Source organism: Tenacibaculum sp. (assembly GCF_050290165.1).
Classification (GTDB): domain Bacteria; phylum Bacteroidota; class Bacteroidia; order Flavobacteriales; family Flavobacteriaceae; genus Polaribacter.
Genome location: NZ_JBNKHD010000001.1, coordinates 333005 through 348427, shown reverse-complemented (window position 1 = coordinate 348427; position 15423 = coordinate 333005). Strand labels below are relative to the sequence as shown.

General features: G+C 30.9%; 17 protein-coding genes. 3 read left to right on the top strand and 14 right to left on the bottom strand.

Translation table 11 applies throughout. The features are described 5' to 3' along the window. Window positions 1-196 precede the first annotated feature (196 nt). The 3 genes from ACQY6M_RS01560 to ACQY6M_RS01550 form a co-directional block, all read right to left on the bottom strand. Complete coding sequence (locus ACQY6M_RS01560; RefSeq protein WP_428742934.1) at window positions 197-964, bottom strand: MBL fold metallo-hydrolase; 768 nt, start codon at window positions 962-964, stop codon at window positions 197-199. Between the two features lie 62 nt (window positions 965-1026). Further along, window positions 1027-1602 (bottom strand): Crp/Fnr family transcriptional regulator, encoded by a 576-nt coding sequence (locus tag ACQY6M_RS01555; protein WP_428742933.1) that lies wholly within the window; start codon window positions 1600-1602, stop codon window positions 1027-1029. 43 nt (window positions 1603-1645) lie between these two features. Next, window positions 1646-1969 carry a MerR family transcriptional regulator gene (locus tag ACQY6M_RS01550; RefSeq protein WP_428742932.1) on the bottom strand — a complete coding sequence of 108 codons (324 nt, stop codon included), beginning with the start codon at window positions 1967-1969 and terminating at the stop codon, window positions 1646-1648. Window positions 1970-2062: 93 nt separating this feature from the next. Between ACQY6M_RS01550 and ACQY6M_RS01545 the strand changes: the two genes are divergently transcribed. Next, window positions 2063-2644, top strand: coding sequence for a cysteine hydrolase (locus ACQY6M_RS01545; RefSeq protein ID WP_428742931.1), 582 nt, complete (start codon window positions 2063-2065; stop codon window positions 2642-2644). Window positions 2645-2957: 313 nt separating this feature from the next. Here ACQY6M_RS01545 and ACQY6M_RS01540 read toward each other — a convergent pair whose 3' ends face one another. From ACQY6M_RS01540 to ACQY6M_RS01495, 10 genes are all read right to left on the bottom strand, one after another. Next, complete coding sequence (locus ACQY6M_RS01540; protein ID WP_428742930.1) at window positions 2958-4190, bottom strand: S41 family peptidase; 1233 nt, start codon at window positions 4188-4190, stop codon at window positions 2958-2960. 32 nt (window positions 4191-4222) lie between these two features. Further along, the gene (locus ACQY6M_RS01535; protein WP_428742929.1) at window positions 4223-5152 is read right to left on the bottom strand and encodes a hypothetical protein; all 930 of its coding nucleotides are present in this window, start codon (window positions 5150-5152) and stop codon (window positions 4223-4225) included. A gap of 45 nt (window positions 5153-5197) precedes the next feature. Continuing rightward, on the bottom strand, window positions 5198-6301 hold the full coding sequence (locus ACQY6M_RS01530) for a serine hydrolase domain-containing protein (RefSeq protein ID WP_428742928.1): 1104 nt from the start codon (window positions 6299-6301) through the stop codon (window positions 5198-5200). A 115-nt stretch (window positions 6302-6416) separates the two neighbouring features. After that, on the bottom strand, window positions 6417-6968 hold the full coding sequence (locus tag ACQY6M_RS01525) for an NADPH-dependent FMN reductase (protein WP_428742927.1): 552 nt from the start codon (window positions 6966-6968) through the stop codon (window positions 6417-6419). A gap of 2 nt (window positions 6969-6970) precedes the next feature. Then, window positions 6971-8005 (bottom strand): S66 family peptidase, encoded by a 1035-nt coding sequence (locus ACQY6M_RS01520; protein WP_428742926.1) that lies wholly within the window; start codon window positions 8003-8005, stop codon window positions 6971-6973. Window positions 8006-8161: 156 nt separating this feature from the next. Further along, a complete protein-coding gene (locus tag ACQY6M_RS01515) occupies window positions 8162-8842 on the bottom strand; it encodes a hypothetical protein (RefSeq protein WP_428742925.1) in 681 nt (226 codons plus the stop codon). Window positions 8843-9115: 273 nt separating this feature from the next. Continuing rightward, complete coding sequence (locus ACQY6M_RS01510; RefSeq protein ID WP_428742924.1) at window positions 9116-9622, bottom strand: nuclear transport factor 2 family protein; 507 nt, start codon at window positions 9620-9622, stop codon at window positions 9116-9118. A gap of 19 nt (window positions 9623-9641) precedes the next feature. Further along, the gene (locus ACQY6M_RS01505) at window positions 9642-11618 is read right to left on the bottom strand and encodes a PspC domain-containing protein (RefSeq protein WP_428742923.1); all 1977 of its coding nucleotides are present in this window, start codon (window positions 11616-11618) and stop codon (window positions 9642-9644) included. Beyond that, the gene (locus tag ACQY6M_RS01500) at window positions 11611-11955 is read right to left on the bottom strand and encodes a PadR family transcriptional regulator (RefSeq protein WP_133534515.1); all 345 of its coding nucleotides are present in this window, start codon (window positions 11953-11955) and stop codon (window positions 11611-11613) included. Before ACQY6M_RS01500 ends, ACQY6M_RS01505 begins: the two co-directional genes overlap by 8 nt. A gap of 16 nt (window positions 11956-11971) precedes the next feature. Next, window positions 11972-12400, bottom strand: a complete 429-nt coding sequence (locus tag ACQY6M_RS01495; protein WP_428742922.1) for a DUF4870 domain-containing protein — start codon at window positions 12398-12400, stop codon at window positions 11972-11974. A 155-nt stretch (window positions 12401-12555) separates the two neighbouring features. On the opposite strand from ACQY6M_RS01495, the gene ACQY6M_RS01490 reads away from it, so the two are divergent. Together ACQY6M_RS01490 and ACQY6M_RS01485 are read left to right on the top strand one after the other, a co-directional pair. Further along, on the top strand, window positions 12556-13011 hold the full coding sequence (locus tag ACQY6M_RS01490) for a DUF4442 domain-containing protein (RefSeq protein WP_428742921.1): 456 nt from the start codon (window positions 12556-12558) through the stop codon (window positions 13009-13011). Between the two features lie 43 nt (window positions 13012-13054). Then, window positions 13055-13855 (top strand): TIGR00266 family protein, encoded by an 801-nt coding sequence (locus tag ACQY6M_RS01485; RefSeq protein ID WP_428742920.1) that lies wholly within the window; start codon window positions 13055-13057, stop codon window positions 13853-13855. Window positions 13856-13919: 64 nt separating this feature from the next. On the opposite strand, the gene ACQY6M_RS01480 is transcribed toward ACQY6M_RS01485, so the two are convergent. Next, on the bottom strand, window positions 13920-15305 hold the full coding sequence (locus ACQY6M_RS01480) for a TlpA family protein disulfide reductase (protein WP_428742919.1): 1386 nt from the start codon (window positions 15303-15305) through the stop codon (window positions 13920-13922). Window positions 15306-15423 lie beyond the last annotated feature (118 nt).

Genomic DNA, 15423 nt, shown 5'->3' with positions numbered 1-15423 from the left:
TTAATTTTTTTTAGCGCTTATAAAAGTAAATTTTGTTTTATTAATATTTTTTTTGAGTTAATTTACTTTTATAAATGTGTTTTTTAAAACCAAAAAGACAATTTTTACTAAAAAAGTGTTTTTTAAAAGTCAATTTGACTTTGTTTCAGTATATAAGCCTTAGTAAAATATTTCAGAGTTTTTATTTTTATACAATCTATAAAATTATTGATTCTCCATCTTCAGGAATAGCCACCTTTTTTTCTAGATTGTTTTGAATCAATATTTCTTTAAGTTTTTTTCGAGTTAAAGGGCAGTGGTTTATAGCTTCCATGTGATTCGCTATAACCAAACCAGATGAATTTCTAACAAATTTGATGATATCATCTATATTCATAATCAGGTTTTTAAATACATCAAATTGAGCAGCACCGCTAGCTAATACACTAATTTCAGGTTTGTATTCTTCTAATACTTTATGTACAGCATCAGTATATATAGTATCAGAGCTAAGATAAATGGATTTTTGATTGGGTAATTTTATATGAAAACCAAGTACATTTCCCATAAGTTTAGCAACAAATCCGTAACCGTGTTTTGCAGGGATACCTTCGATTTCTCCTCCTAAGAATGGTTGTTTTTCCCAGTATTTTAAACTTTGAACAACATTTAGTCCACGTTGTTTAAAAGCATCTTCATCTTTGATACTACAAGTAACCGGAATATTATTTTTGATTAAAAATTTGACGGCAGTACTGTCAATATGGTCTGGATGTTGATGGGTTATTAAACAGTGGGTTACTCTATTTAGAATTGAATGTGTATTTTCAGGTAGAGGAACCGTTGGGTTTTTGATTGCTTTATGTCTAAAAAGTGTAAAAGGAGGCATGATTCCTTGGTTGCCTAACATGGGATCCACAAGGATTACATCTTTTTCTGTTTCAATAATTATAGTGGCATTTCTTATTTGATGTATTTGTAACATTTTGTAACGTTTTAGTTGTTTACAAATGTCCTTTATACCATGTCTTTTTTCATTGATTCAAATCAAGAAATACGCTTTTTAATTCTGCTTAGTGTTTCTGGGGTAACGTTTAAATAAGATGCTAAATGATATTGAGGTATCTTTTGTATCCATTCAGGTTTGTATATGAATAGTTCGTTGTATAGCACATCTGGAGATTTAGTTATACGGTTAAACTCAAACAATTCTTTTTGTTTTAACAGTTTTTGAAATGAGCACTCAACGAAAGCCTTTCCGCATTGGTATTTTTCTAATAAATCAAAAAAAGGTTGTCTTTCAATACTCAACATTTCAACGGAGGTTAAACACTCTTGATTTTTTTTCGTTGTAGCGTCTTGATCAAAGACTAGTAGGTCAGAAATAAATTGAGGTTTTGTATAAAAATTAATATTGATCTCTTTTTCTTCATTAGCATAGTATTCTCGTACAATACCTTTATTTAAAAAGCGTAGTTTTTTCTCTTTAGTATCTGCTTTAAGTAAAATACTTCCCTTAGCATGTTTTTCTGTTTTAAACAAAGAAAATAACTCATCTAATCCGTGTTGATTTAATGGAAATTCAGTTTTGAAAAATTTTGAGATTTCAGCAAATTTTGTCATTTAATTTGTTTTAACTAGTTGAGAAAAAGAAAAGAGTATCATTTTATTTATTGGTACTGTTTTTAATTTTCTTGAAGGTTTCTTCTATCATTTCCATACGTTTTTTTACTTTTTCTGCTGAAGCATCTAACGTATATCCTTCCTCTAAAAGTTCTTTGATTAACAACATTTTTTTGATGTTCTTATAATCGTAACGTCTATTTTTACCTTCCTCCGTTAAGCTTGATATAATACCTTTATCTTCCCAGTATCTTATTTGTCTTGTAGGAATGTTTGTTATCTGAGAAACTTCTCCAATTCCAATAATTACTTTTTCTAAAAAGTCAAAGTCAAAAGATAATTCATGATTTGGTTTCTTATCGCTCATTTGTAAATAATTTACAATTATTGTTGCAAATATAAAATATAGAGGTTTATTTTGCAATTGTAAATAACTTACAATTTTTAAAAATAAATTACAATGAAAGCGTTAATTTTAATCGAATGCCAAAACGAATGGCTTTCACCCAAAGGAAAACTTCAGAGGTTGATAGAAGATAAAGAAATGTTTGAGTTATCTGTTAAGAATATTGCCAAAGCTTTGGAGTATGCTAGAATAAAAAAAATACCAATAGCCCATGTAGGGTTACGATTTCAAAAAGGCTATCCGGAATTGGTTAACGGAAAAAGTGGACTTAATAAAGCAATCCCAACTTTTGGGACTTTTCCTATAGATGAATTTGGTTCTCAATTTCATGAGGGCTTTCAGCCTTTAGAAGGAGAGTTTGTAGTGATGGGGAGAACAGGAGCTAGTGGGTTTTCAGGTTCTAATTTGGATATTTGGTTGAGAAATAACAAAATAGAAGATGTTTATTTAGTAGGGTACGCTACCCACGTTTGTGTAGAAAGTACCCTGAGAGATGCGCACGATAGAGGGTATAATCCAATTTTACTAGAAGATGCAACCTCGGCTTTTAACCGTATTCAACAGAATTATGTAATAGAAGAGATAGTTCATCATTTTGGCCAACATTTAAAAACAGAAGCGTTTATTAATGAGTAAAGAGTTAAAAGCTACAATAAGGTTTGTATCAATGATAGCATTACCTCTTTGTTTTTTCAATAGTTTGATTTTAAGTATAGTTCCAACCTATTTTATATCGGGTTGGTTTAGTCGTTTCCTCTTTAGTGTATTCATAACTTTTCCGCAAGCGGTTTTGTATGTTTCAATTGTAAAAAGGTTAAGTAAGGGTTAAGCTTGGTAATATTGATTTATAATGTATTATTTATAAAGGGCTTCAAACGAATTAAATATTTAGTGCTAATTAGTTTGAAGCCCTTTAATTTATTTCAGATGTATAAAAACAGAGGAGTTTTTATTTAACCTCTTTTTCTATTATTTCAATTCCCTTTTTAAGAGTTTCATCTTTTTTTGTCGTCCTTTGTTTTACATAATTTGTCGGAATGTATTTTTCTCGAGGTGTTCCATTTACATGGAAAAGTTTAGCGGTAGAAAGACGGTAACCAAATTTTTGATTTTTGAATGAAAATAAACTCATTTCTCCTGCAAGTCTTTCCATTTCCGAACCTACGATTTGAGCTCTTTCCATTCCTTCAAATCCAACCGCAAGACCTTCTCCCATACTTCCAGTCCAACGACCAACTAAAATAACAACGGGTTTCTTGTATTGCTCTTTTCTCGGGCTTACATATTCAAACCAACTTCTTTCTACTTTAGGATTTCTATTATATTCCTCTACAGTCCAGTGTTTTTGGTAGGCTTTAGGAGTATCGATAAATCTACTCATAATGCCACGAGCGACATAAGAATTTCCACCATCAACAGTATTTCTTAAATCTATGATTAACCCTTTTGTGTTTTTTAGTTCATTAAGAGCTTTGTCAAATTCACTAACTAGGTTGTTGTTACCTAAAGAATTATGAATGCGAATTATACCAATTCCATTTTCAACTGTTGATGTTAAAAGACTAGCGTTTGATTTTAGCTTTAGCTTATCTAAATCAAGTTCAATAATTTTTTTATTACTTAACCTTAAGGTTAATATTCTTGGCTGATTGTATCGACCTGCCAAAATTTTGTTGACAATCCACTGTCGTACATTAGGAGAGTTTTTATCATTACAATGAGAAGGAAATTCTTCTATAGCCTTATCTAAATCGATTCCGTTTATTTTTAATATTTCTGCACCAACAAGGTTTTGATTACTATTTTCTATTTGAGTTTGCCAAATATTTGAGATGCTAGCTTTCCCATTTTTTATCGTAGCATAAATTGGAGAATACAATCTGAAGGAAGATTTTCGGTTTGTATTTAAAATAAGATGACTGTCGTAAAACTCGTTCAACAGGTATTCAAAAAAAAGAACCGTTTGTTCGTTGGTTTTAATATTAGGAATTTGTTTTTTGTAATACTCTCTAATACAATTTAAATCCACATTTTTATCTTCTAAATAGATATAGTTTTGTGATAAATCGGTTAAAATTTCATTTAAATCTTCTTTGATTTTTGTTTGATTGATTTTATTCTCTTGTGAATGAGCATAAGAAAAACTAAAAATGGTTAGTAAGGTTAAAAGAAGTCTGTTCATTTTAAGTAGTTATGTTTATTATTATCCAAAGCTTAATTCTTATCGGAGTTGAACATGATATCAGAACTTACCCAATAGACTTCTCCTTTTTCTACACCAACCCATCCTTTTTTTAAAGGGTTGTAATACCTTGTTGAAAAAATAAAGTACTTTTCATCAGAAGACATATATGGGCAAGTATAAACCAAGTCTTTTTCATAATTTAATGGTATTTCTTTTGAAGGTGTCCACATACCATCTTTCTTATATGCGATTTTAAATTTTTTGTTGTCTTTTGTAATGGCGTAGTCTTCATTTGGAGAAACATAATAGACTAAATTATGTTCTTTTGAATTAACAATAACAGGAGTATCAAATTTATCATTTCCTAAATACTGTGCTCTATAGGTACTTCTTTTTCTTTCGCCATTATTTGGTCGATTTGATTGAAAATAGATGCTTCCATCAGCAACAACAACTGGATAGGATTCTAGGTATTCTGTAGAAATAGAAAATTCTACTTTTTTAGCTAATTGCCATTTCCCGTTTACTTTTTTACTCATGTAAATATCAGGAGGAATGGTATATAGCTTATCTGGAGTTACGTTATTTGTATAGTTTTTAGGATCTACTCCTAAAAAATACATGGTTTTTCCATCTTGTGTTATTGTAGGATCGCAAGCTACCGAAATAGCTATACTATCTGGGTACATTTGAATAGGCTTTATAGTAGACCACTTTCCATCTATTAGTTCAGTATGGTGAATTACAAAACTACGATCTACAATTCTAGAGAAAAACATTTCTGTACTAGTAGCATTAAAAACAACATTAAGTTCTATACTATCTGTGTTGACTAATGATGGCGCAAATAATTGTTGCTTATTAGAAGGGGGGACCTGATCAAAATATGAAATTGAGTTTTTTTTACAGCTATAGATTAAAATCGTTGTTATTAATAATGTAAAGAAGCTTTTATTCATAATTATATTAGGTAAAAGTTTGTTTTATTTTTTTTTCTTAGTTTTTTATTCCCAATAATGATGTGCTATTTTCTCGATGATTTTTTGAGGAGAACTACCCGTTAAATTTGTTAAAAGAATAATTATTAGGTCATCCTCAGGATAAACAATTAAAGAAGCTCGTCCACCTCCAATAGGAGCTACTGCTGGGTGATTGTCTCTCATTATAACGGGCCATCCATAAGCATAACCATTTAAAAAACCTCCAAAACCTTTATACTTTCCATTGTTTAATGGTACAGCGGTCCACATTTCTTTAATACTTTTTTGGTTTATAAATTTGCCACTCTTCAAAGCGATTACCCACTTTTTTAATGCATTTACAGTAGAGAATGCACCAGCATCAGCCCAAACAATAGGAGAGAACTCTTCAGATATTTCATATAATTTTTCTCCCTTTACATATTTCTTTGTCAGTTTGTCCTTCTTATAATAACTGTAAGTGGTACTTTTATTTTTTATCACATCAAAAGAGCTTCCAAAAACAATCTCATTGGTAATTCCGATTTTATCAAATTGACTTTTTTGCAAAAATTCTAAGTAGTTCATTCCGCTGATTTTTTCAATCAACTTTAGAATTAAAACATAGTTGGTTTGAATGTAGTCAAAATTTTCACCAGCTTTAAACCGAATACTTTCTTTTGTTACTTTATCCCAAGCAAATTCTTCTCCTTTTCCACCAATTAATCCACCATTTTCTGTGTCTTCAATATCGGGAAGTCCTGATGTATGACTTAGAAGTTGTCGTATTGTTATTTTTTGCCATTCAGCAGGTAGGTTGTCTAAGTATGTAGAAATAGGATTTGACAAATTGATTTTATCTTTTTCTACTAATTGCATAATAGCTGTGCCAGCAAATATTTTAGATAAAGAATTGATGGAGAAAATTGTAGAATCATTAACAGGTACTGAAAATGCAAAATCAGCCATTCCAAATGACTCTGAAATTATTGTTTTGCCATTTTTAACGACAACAATTCCACAACCTGGTATTTTTTCTTTTTGTATTTCTTGTTGTAATTCAGCTAAGAATTTTTCTTTTTTAGTTTGAGCAATTGATAAGTTGATTGTAGAAAGAATAATTGCTAAAGCCCAAAATGTTTTTTTCATAACATTGTTTTTTTAGTTATAATGGTTTTGTTTAGCTATCAAATATAATTTTAATAATCATTTATGGTTTTAGATTAATGTAATTTGGGAAGAGTTTAACTAATCATAGCCTTAGCTATATTATTATCTGTTGTTTTTTAACTAGTTTTTTAAAAGAGGTAATAAAGTCAAGTATTTTTTCTTCTGTTACTTCATTGGTTATGTCTCCTTCACGAGATACCTTTCCTTTAATTCCTTGTATTAAAAGAGTAGTGTTTTCTGTAAAGTTGGCCTGTATTGTTTCCATAATCAATTTTAGTTCTTCGTGCCCTTTTTCTCCATTAGCAGAAGCTGTTATCAATCCTGTTGGTTTGTCAGAGAATACTGTAGTAGATACACACCATTCAATGATGTTTTTTAATCCACTTGGGATACTAAATACATATTCTGGTGTACAGATTATAATTCCGTCGGCATGATGTATTTTATTTCTTAGGGTAACAATTTCTTCTGGTGTGTCTTCATCTGTCAACTCCGTTCTAAAATGAGGGAATTGAGTTAAATCTTCAATTATTTCAATATCGAATTCTGATTTTTCAGAATTAGCGATGTGTTTTAAAATAGATAGATTTCCAGAATTTCGGCTAGCACTTCCGCAAATTCCAATTATTTTTAATTTGGTATTCATTTTTATTTTTCTAAAGCATTTTCAATTATCGAGAAAGTCTTATTTGTAGGGTTTATTTTGGCTTTGATTCCATAAGGAATAGTGAAAATAGGGCAGGTGTGCCCAAAATCCATTTCAGTAATGATTGGTAAGTCTGTTAAACCAGCTTCGTTTCTAATTACTTTAATTAAAGCATCCTCATATTCTTTTACATATTGATTGTTATAAGGCCTACCTACGATTAGTCCATTAATATTATGCATGATTCCTGAAGCAACATAATTTCTTAAAATCCAAAGAAAATAATGAGGAGGTATCATGGCTTCAGAGGTTTCAAAAAACATTATTTTACCTTTCCAATCGGAAGGCTGTACCCACAGTTTTGTGTCTTTTAAAGTCTCCAAAACATCAAAACAGCCTCCTAACAATTCTCCTGAAACGGTTTTCGTGCCTTGTAAAAACTTCCAGCCACCAGATTTTGTTAGTTGTCTTGAGATGGTTTGGTTTTCTGGATTGTTCCATTCCAATCGTTCAGAGGTCCAACCTTCTGTATTGGGTTGAATTTCACCTATGATTTCATTCGAAAATAAGGTTCGTTTAATATCAGCTATTTGATATTGATGCATTCCATTATTTTCGGCAAACCCAACAAGAGTTGAGGTTCCATAAAAAGAGGTTACACCTGCTTTATAGAAACAAAAATGTGTTATCGTAGAATCAGAAAACCCAATAAAGATTTTAGGATTTCTTTTAATAACATCTAAATCGATAAAGGGCAACATTCGTATGCTGTCATCACCTCCTATGTTGGAAATAATCGCTTTTATTGAGGTGTCCTCAAGTGCTTCCATTAAATCTTCAGCTCTTGCTTTTGGGTTTTCATAAATCCATTTAGCTGATTTCAAGGCATTTTTAGTTTCAATAACTTCTAACCCAAAATTATCTTGTATCTGCTTTTTACCAATTTTATATCTGCTTGGAATTTCTCCAGCACCACCCCAAGACAAAGAAATTGTAGCTACTTTATCTCCTTGTTGTAATTTTTTAGGTTTGATCATGGTAGTTTTTAGCTTGTGGTTGGTGGTTTTGGATATTAGAAGTTGCGTGGTTTAGTACTTAACTTTACAAATATGTACTGAATTGAAAATCTTACTAGATTTTCAGAAGTATGTGATAATAAGTAATTACTTATAGCCATTGTTACCAGCTGGTTTTTATTCTGTTTTTTTATAATATATTTTCTTCTGTCCTAAAAGTCCAACTTCTGGTTCAAAGGTTATTGGATATAATTTTCTACCCTTTAAGATAAACATTTTTGTCATCCATTCAGTTATTACCATATCTCCATTTTCCTCACTTTCGGATGCAAAAATTTCAATATAATTTTTGTCAGTTTTCGGACTGAAAATAGAGTCAGTCAATTTTAGCATTGGTTTGCTATTTTTCAATTCAACCTGAAAGATATCTTTAAGCTCTATTTTCTCAATCTTAGTTTTAGAAATTAAAATCATTCCATTTTCATTAGTTTCAATATATTCACCATCATTAATTGAAATGTACCAATGCAATTTATCAATATTTACTTTTCCTTTAGGAGAAAGTCTTTGAAGTGAAATTTGAATTTTTATCGAATCGGTATTTGGATAATTTTTTTCAATAATTTTTGACTCAGATGCATAGAGAAATTTGTTAGGTCTAAGTTTTAGAGTGTCGCCAACTTTTAGATACTTTCCAGTTAATATACCACTACCAAGAATATCCTGATGATACTGATATTCAAAAGTTCCATTTTTCTTGAATTCATAAACAAAACAGTTTGGTCCAAATTCACAAATGTTATGCTTGAATTTTCCATTAATTTGAGCAATAGAACTCAACGATATTATTAATGTCAATATTTGAAGTACAGTTTTTTTCAACTTGCGGGTAACTTGTTTATCTGTAAAATAAACTTACTATTATATTTTTACTATGTAGGATAAATAAAAGTTTTTAGCAATTTTATTCTTTTCAAATATATTAAAACAAGAGGAGTAGTAAGGTTAGATTACTACAAAAAATAAAAGCCAAAGCTATGCAGCTTTGACTTTTAAACTAATAAAACCAAGTATTAGTGTCATCGGAGTTAGCTAACCAATGAACTAATGTTGTTAGTGTCAACTATATTTTTAATGCAGACTGATAACTTTAGTCATAAGCCATTTGTCATGTTCTTTTTTCCATATAGCAATGAATTTACTAGGAATAGATTTGGCATCGGGCTCTTGATTGTTGAAAAATTTATGATATCCAATCTCCACAGCTCCGTATTGATGTATAGGATATACCTCAATACTTCCTTTTATTAAAGTACGGGTAACTTTACCACAAATATTCTTTTTTGTAGATGCCACGATTTCACTTTTAGAAGTTGATAGTCCTCCTTTGTCGTGAAAAAACTCAATGTTATCACTTAACATATCAGCTTGTGTTTGTATATCACAAGTATTGTAAGCGTTGAAGAAAATACTATCCATTTTCACAATTTGATTATGTAAATCAAGATCAACAGGTTTGTAATTTGGAATTTCTTGTACTTGCCCGTTCATTACCCATGATAGCAATAGGGTATATAGTAACGTAAGTATTTTCATAAAGAAATTTCCTTTAAAAAAGAAGTCAAATAAATCGTTCATAGTTTTTCAGTTTATACGATTACCAAATTTTAAAAGCTAAGCTTTTATCTTCTTCATTATATTTTCTTGTAAACCCATGTTTACCATCATTCACAATAATCCCTTTGAAAGTGCTTTCTCCGTTAAACCCATCATTACAATCTACTGTTAAGGAGTAGGTTTTAATTTTTCCATCAGGGTAAAATTCAGAATCGGAAAAATCAATGTCAATATCCTTACGGTTTTTAAACCATTCAGCTAGTTTTTCTAATTGCTTTTTAGTAGTCTCTTTTGTGATAATTAGTTCAGCTTTTACATCATTGATTGTACTGTCAAATAAAAAGCTTACATCTTCATCATTATCAGAGTTCCAGCTATCATCGTTATCATTATGAGTATCTTCCTCACTACAATCAGTACATTCAAAACCTTTAGAAGTCATTTTAAAATGATGATTAGCCATATCTCGATCGTAAATGTTTTGGGTATTTTTTACATCGTCTAAGAAATTACGAGACGATCCTTCAAAATATACTGTAGTTCCTTCAGGAATGTACAATACAGCATCTATTTCTTCATCTTTCCAGATGTTTTTGTACTCACTTAAAAAGAAAGCATCAAAAACTATCGTATTGTTGTCGCTTTTAAATTTATATTCAATAGCTTCTGCATTGTTATTGGCATTATCACGTTTTCTTCCTTCCGAGCTTTTCTTGATTTCGATATAGGCATTGCCTGTTTCGCTCTTACGAACATCAATATTCACATCGTTTGAATATTTCATTTCTTTATCATTAACAGTTACGGTTAAAGAATTGTCTCTGCTACGTAAATTGTGCAGATAATAAATGTTATCATCGTTTACTACACGCACTTTTAAAGGTTCTTCTGGGTTATAGGTAATGCTATGTTTTGATACATGAGTACCATCATAAGCATGGGTAGTAAAATATTCGATTCCTGAAAAGCCAATTGCTAATAATGATACTAACCAAAGTCCAAATAAAGTTAGGATAGCAGCGGTACTTAATCTTTTTACATTAGGTGATAATATTCGTAATCCTAAAATGAATAGTACAATGAACGGAATTCCTATTAAGAAGAATAAAAAGGTCATTAGTAACCATTTTGGCATTGCTGTATCGTAGAAAAATGGAGGATAGTGAATGATGTCTCCATCAAAATTTAGAAACTCCAAACTTCCAACTGAGAATAGACCTAACAATAGTGAAATAATAGTAATACCAGCAATAAAGATTAGTAAAACGCCCATGAATTTACCAAACACTTTAAATAGAGTTAGTATAATTTTACCCATAGTATCTAAAAAATCTTGTAATCCTGATTTCGTTTGGTTACGTAGCTTTTGATAATCAGCATTCGAAATCTTATCTGATAATTCATGGGCGCCTTCCTTTACCTTTGAAGAAAGGTTTTCAAATTCAGTTCGAATTTTTTTTTCAATGTTATCAATATTTACCGCTTCACCTTCCATCTGTAATTTTTCAGAAGTAGTTTTAGCTTCAGGCAGTATAACCCATAGAACAATGTATCCTATAATTCCGAAACCAAACCCAGCTAAGGTTAAAACAAGGAAAGCCAAACGTATCCAAACTACATCAATATTAAAATAGTGTCCAAGTCCAGAACAAACCCCACCTAAAAACTTATCATCACCGTCTCTAAACATTTTTTTGCTAGAGGCGTTTCTTTTGTAGTTGTATGAAGTACTTTCGTTATAAGCTTCTTCAGCTTCAGCATAATCTTCAGGTTGTCCCATAATAGCAATAATTTCATCAATATCGCTTTCGTTTACTACCTGACGAGCATCGGTTATTCTTTCTGATAATAACTCACTTATACGAGCTTCTATATCAGCAATAATTTCATTTTTTCCTTGTGGATCATCGTTTAAAGAGCGTGCTATAGCATCTAAATAGCGTTTTAATTTTTGGTAGGCAGTTTCATCTATATGGAAGAAAAATCCGCCTAAATTTATATTTATTGTCTTATTCATCTTTAGTTGATTTTGTGCTTGTTACTTGGTTTACAGCGTTTACTAAATTAATCCATGTTTTGTCTAATTCTTTCAAAAACATTCCGCCATTTTCTGTTAGGACGTAATATTTTCTTGGAGGTCCAGAGGTTGATTCTTCCCATCGGTAACTTAACAAACCAGCATTTTTTAAGCGGGTAAGTAGCGGATAAATGGTTCCTTCAACCACAATCATTTCTGCACTTTTAAGGTTAGAGAGTATTTCAGAAGTATAAGCATCACCTTTTTGTAAGATGGATAAGATGCAATATTCTAAAACGCCCTTACGCATTTGTGCTTTTGTGTTTTCTATCTTCATGTAATGCGGTTTATGGTTATTTTATAAATTTTATAGTAAAAGGATAATGATACATTTCTCCTTTGTTAGCTTTCATCGCTGCTATGATGATTAATGCTATTTTAATAAGTGAAATAATACCTGCTAAAGAAGCTATTCCTATAAATCCGAACAAACCTCTAAATCCATGATGTCCATCAAAATCGAAGTCAACCCCATTAAACCAGTTAAATAAGTTTCCGAAAAAGAAAGGAATAAAAGAGGCGCTTAAAATAAAAATGTACAATCCGAAGCTGATGTTGAAGTTCACAGCTTCTTTTCCATGTTCATCTAAATAAGTACTTCTTTCTTTTAAGGTTTGCCACAATATTAGAGGTGTTAAAATGCTCCCTAAAGGAAACAAGTACCCTGCAAATGCAGATATATGTATTAAAAAAGCGTTGGTATTTTGGTTATTGTGTTGCATGATAAAATGAATTATATAATACTTTACAATGCAAATATATATCTTTTAAATGGTATTATGCAATACATAGTACTAAAATTAACGTAATTTAACATTTAAATAATTTTATGTAATTGAATAAAAAAGCAGTACATTGCCCATAAATACTGAAAAAAATGAAGTTTACACCTCGAAAGATTAATGCCTTTTTATTTTTTAAATTACCCTCAGCTTTTTTAACAGGAGTACGAGTTAAGTCGCTTTCAAAGGATACAGCGGTTGTTAAAGTAACTCATAGGTGGGTAAATCAAAATCCTTTTAAGTCTATGTTTTGGGCAGTTCAAGGAATGGCGTCTGAACTCACAACAGGAATATTGGTGATGAAAGAAATAGCTGAGTCTAACAAAAAGATATCGATGTTAGTTACCAATATGAATGGAACGTTTACTAAAAAAGCTACGGGTAAAATTCGTTTTGAATGCAACGATGGTGAGTTAATTAGAACTACTATACAAAAAGCCATTGATACTGGAGAAGGGCAAACGGTAACCGTTACTTCTGAAGGTTTTAATGAGGAAGGAATTTCTGTATCTAAGTTTGAATACGAATGGAGTTTGAAAGTAAAATCGTAACAAACTGCGGTTTTTGAAGTCTAATAGATAAAACTAAAAAATTATGAACGCACACGAAATAGATTATCGCATTTTTGGAGAAGAAATGCAGTATGTTGAAGTAGAATTAGATCCGCAAGAAGGAGTTGTCGCTGAAAGCGGTAGCTTTATGATGATGGATGCTGGTGTAACTATGAATACCATTTTTGGTGATGGCTCAAATCAAGATAAAGGAATATTAGGAAAGATTTTTTCAGCGGGAAAAAGAATTTTAACAGGAGAAAGTTTATTTATGACCGTATTTACAAATACTGGTCAAGGAAAAAAGCAAGTTTCTTTTGCTTCTCCATATCCAGGAAAAATAATACCTATCGATTTAACCGAATTTGGAGGGAAATTTATTTGCCAAAAAGATGCTTTTTTATGTGCTGCAAAAGGAGTGTCAATCGGGATTGAGTTTTCAAGACGTTTAGGTAGAGGATTGTTTGGAGGAGAAGGTTTTATCATGCAAAAGATGGAAGGAGACGGAATTGGATTTGTGCATGCTGGAGGTACTATGGCAAAGAAAGTTTTGCAACCGGGTGAGGTTTTAAAAGTAGATACCGGTTGTATTGTAGGATTTACTCAAGGTGTAGATTATGATATTGAATTTGTTGGTGGAATTAAAAACACCATATTTGGAGGAGAAGGTTTATTTTTTGCCACTCTTAAAGGACCAGGAACTGTATATATTCAATCGTTACCATTTAGTCGTTTAGCAGGTAGAGTGTTAGCAATGGCTCCACAAACAGGAAAAGGAGATAGAGGAGAAGGTAGTGTTTTGGGAGGTTTAGGAGATCTTTTGGATGGAGACAACCGATTTTAATAATTAAAAAAATAAAAAAGACCGCTAAATTTTAGCGGTCTTTTTTATTTTATGGAGTAGGTTTTTATATACCTAATTCTTCAAACATATTTACTAATTTCTCTCCTTCAGAAGGAAATGGAGCATTTGGACTCACAATGTTTCCATCAGGGTCAATTAAGATAAATCTAGGTAATCCTTTAATTAAAAAGTTTTGAGCCCATTCTAATTTTAAGTGACTATCGCCTGCCATTAACTGTATTCCAGTCATTTCTCTATCTTGGATAGTTTCTTTCCACTTTTCTTCGTTGCCTTTGTCATCAACATTTATACTTACAAATTCAATGTTTTTACCATGGTACTCTTGTTCCATCCTTTTTAATAAAGGAATTTCTCTCTTACAGTAACTACACCAAGTAGCCCAAACATCAATAAATAAGTACTTACCATTACCTAATAATTCATCCATTGAAGTTGTACCGCCGTTGTAATTAACGTAGTCTTTAAATTTAGGGGCAGGTTGTCCTTTAGCTGTTGTTTTTAACATATCATATTCTGCAGTAACCTGTTTTTTATGTGCTTCATTTGTTGAATATGCCATAAACTTTCTGTAAAACTCTTTTAAGTCACTAGTGTATGTTATACTGCTTTCAGCGCTATTGTATAATAAATCATTTTTTACAATCGTATCGGTAACTTCTGTTTGAACTGTTTCTAAATAAGTTAAGGGTAAATCTTCCCCTTCTTTATTTTTCTCTTTGGCAATGTTCTTTAACTCAGCTTCAAGCATAGCTCTATATGAGTAAGAATCCATATAATCATTACCACTGCTATAGTTAAAGTTTTCTAATGGGTTAGGGAAATTTTCCGAAACTTTAAAATCTTTATCTCCAGTTAAAGTAGCATGGTAGTCTTGATAATTGTATAAGTTTCTTAAACATTCATAATCAATGTTTTTTACTTCTTGCTTTAAGAACTCTGCTGGTAATTTTTTTGAAATAGAAAGTTCTGTTAATGCATCTTTATACTCTTCTATTTTAGTTAAAAACTCTTCTTCTTCTAGTGAGAATAATTTATTAGCATTCACTAATATCTCTTCCCAAGTTTTTTGCTTTTGTTGAAAGTAATCATCAATGTTTGCATTTGCACCTTCAAAATTAATTATGTTAGGGTTTTTATAGTCAAAAATAATCCCTGTGTCGTCTGTTTTTGTTAAGTATAAATTAATAGGTCTTTTATCACATATTAATGTATAAAATCCAGTTCTGTCAATTTTTAAAGTGTCTGTAAAGAAACCTGTTTTTTTATCAAATTTTATTTTCTTTTCAAATTGAAAACCAGTTAAGGTAACATCTCTCTTTTTAAAGTTTTCAATTTTACCAGATAAAACTAAATAATCTTTAACTGGTTCTTCTTTCTTACATGAGATTACGCTTACTCCTATAAGGGCTAAAAGTACTAATCTTTTCATCATTTAAGGTTTAGGTGATTATGGTGTTTAAGGCGCCGAAGTTAGTTTTTTTAACGTTTTAATCAAAGATTTTAACATATTATTTGAATGCTGGCTTATTTTTTAAGAGAAAAGACCT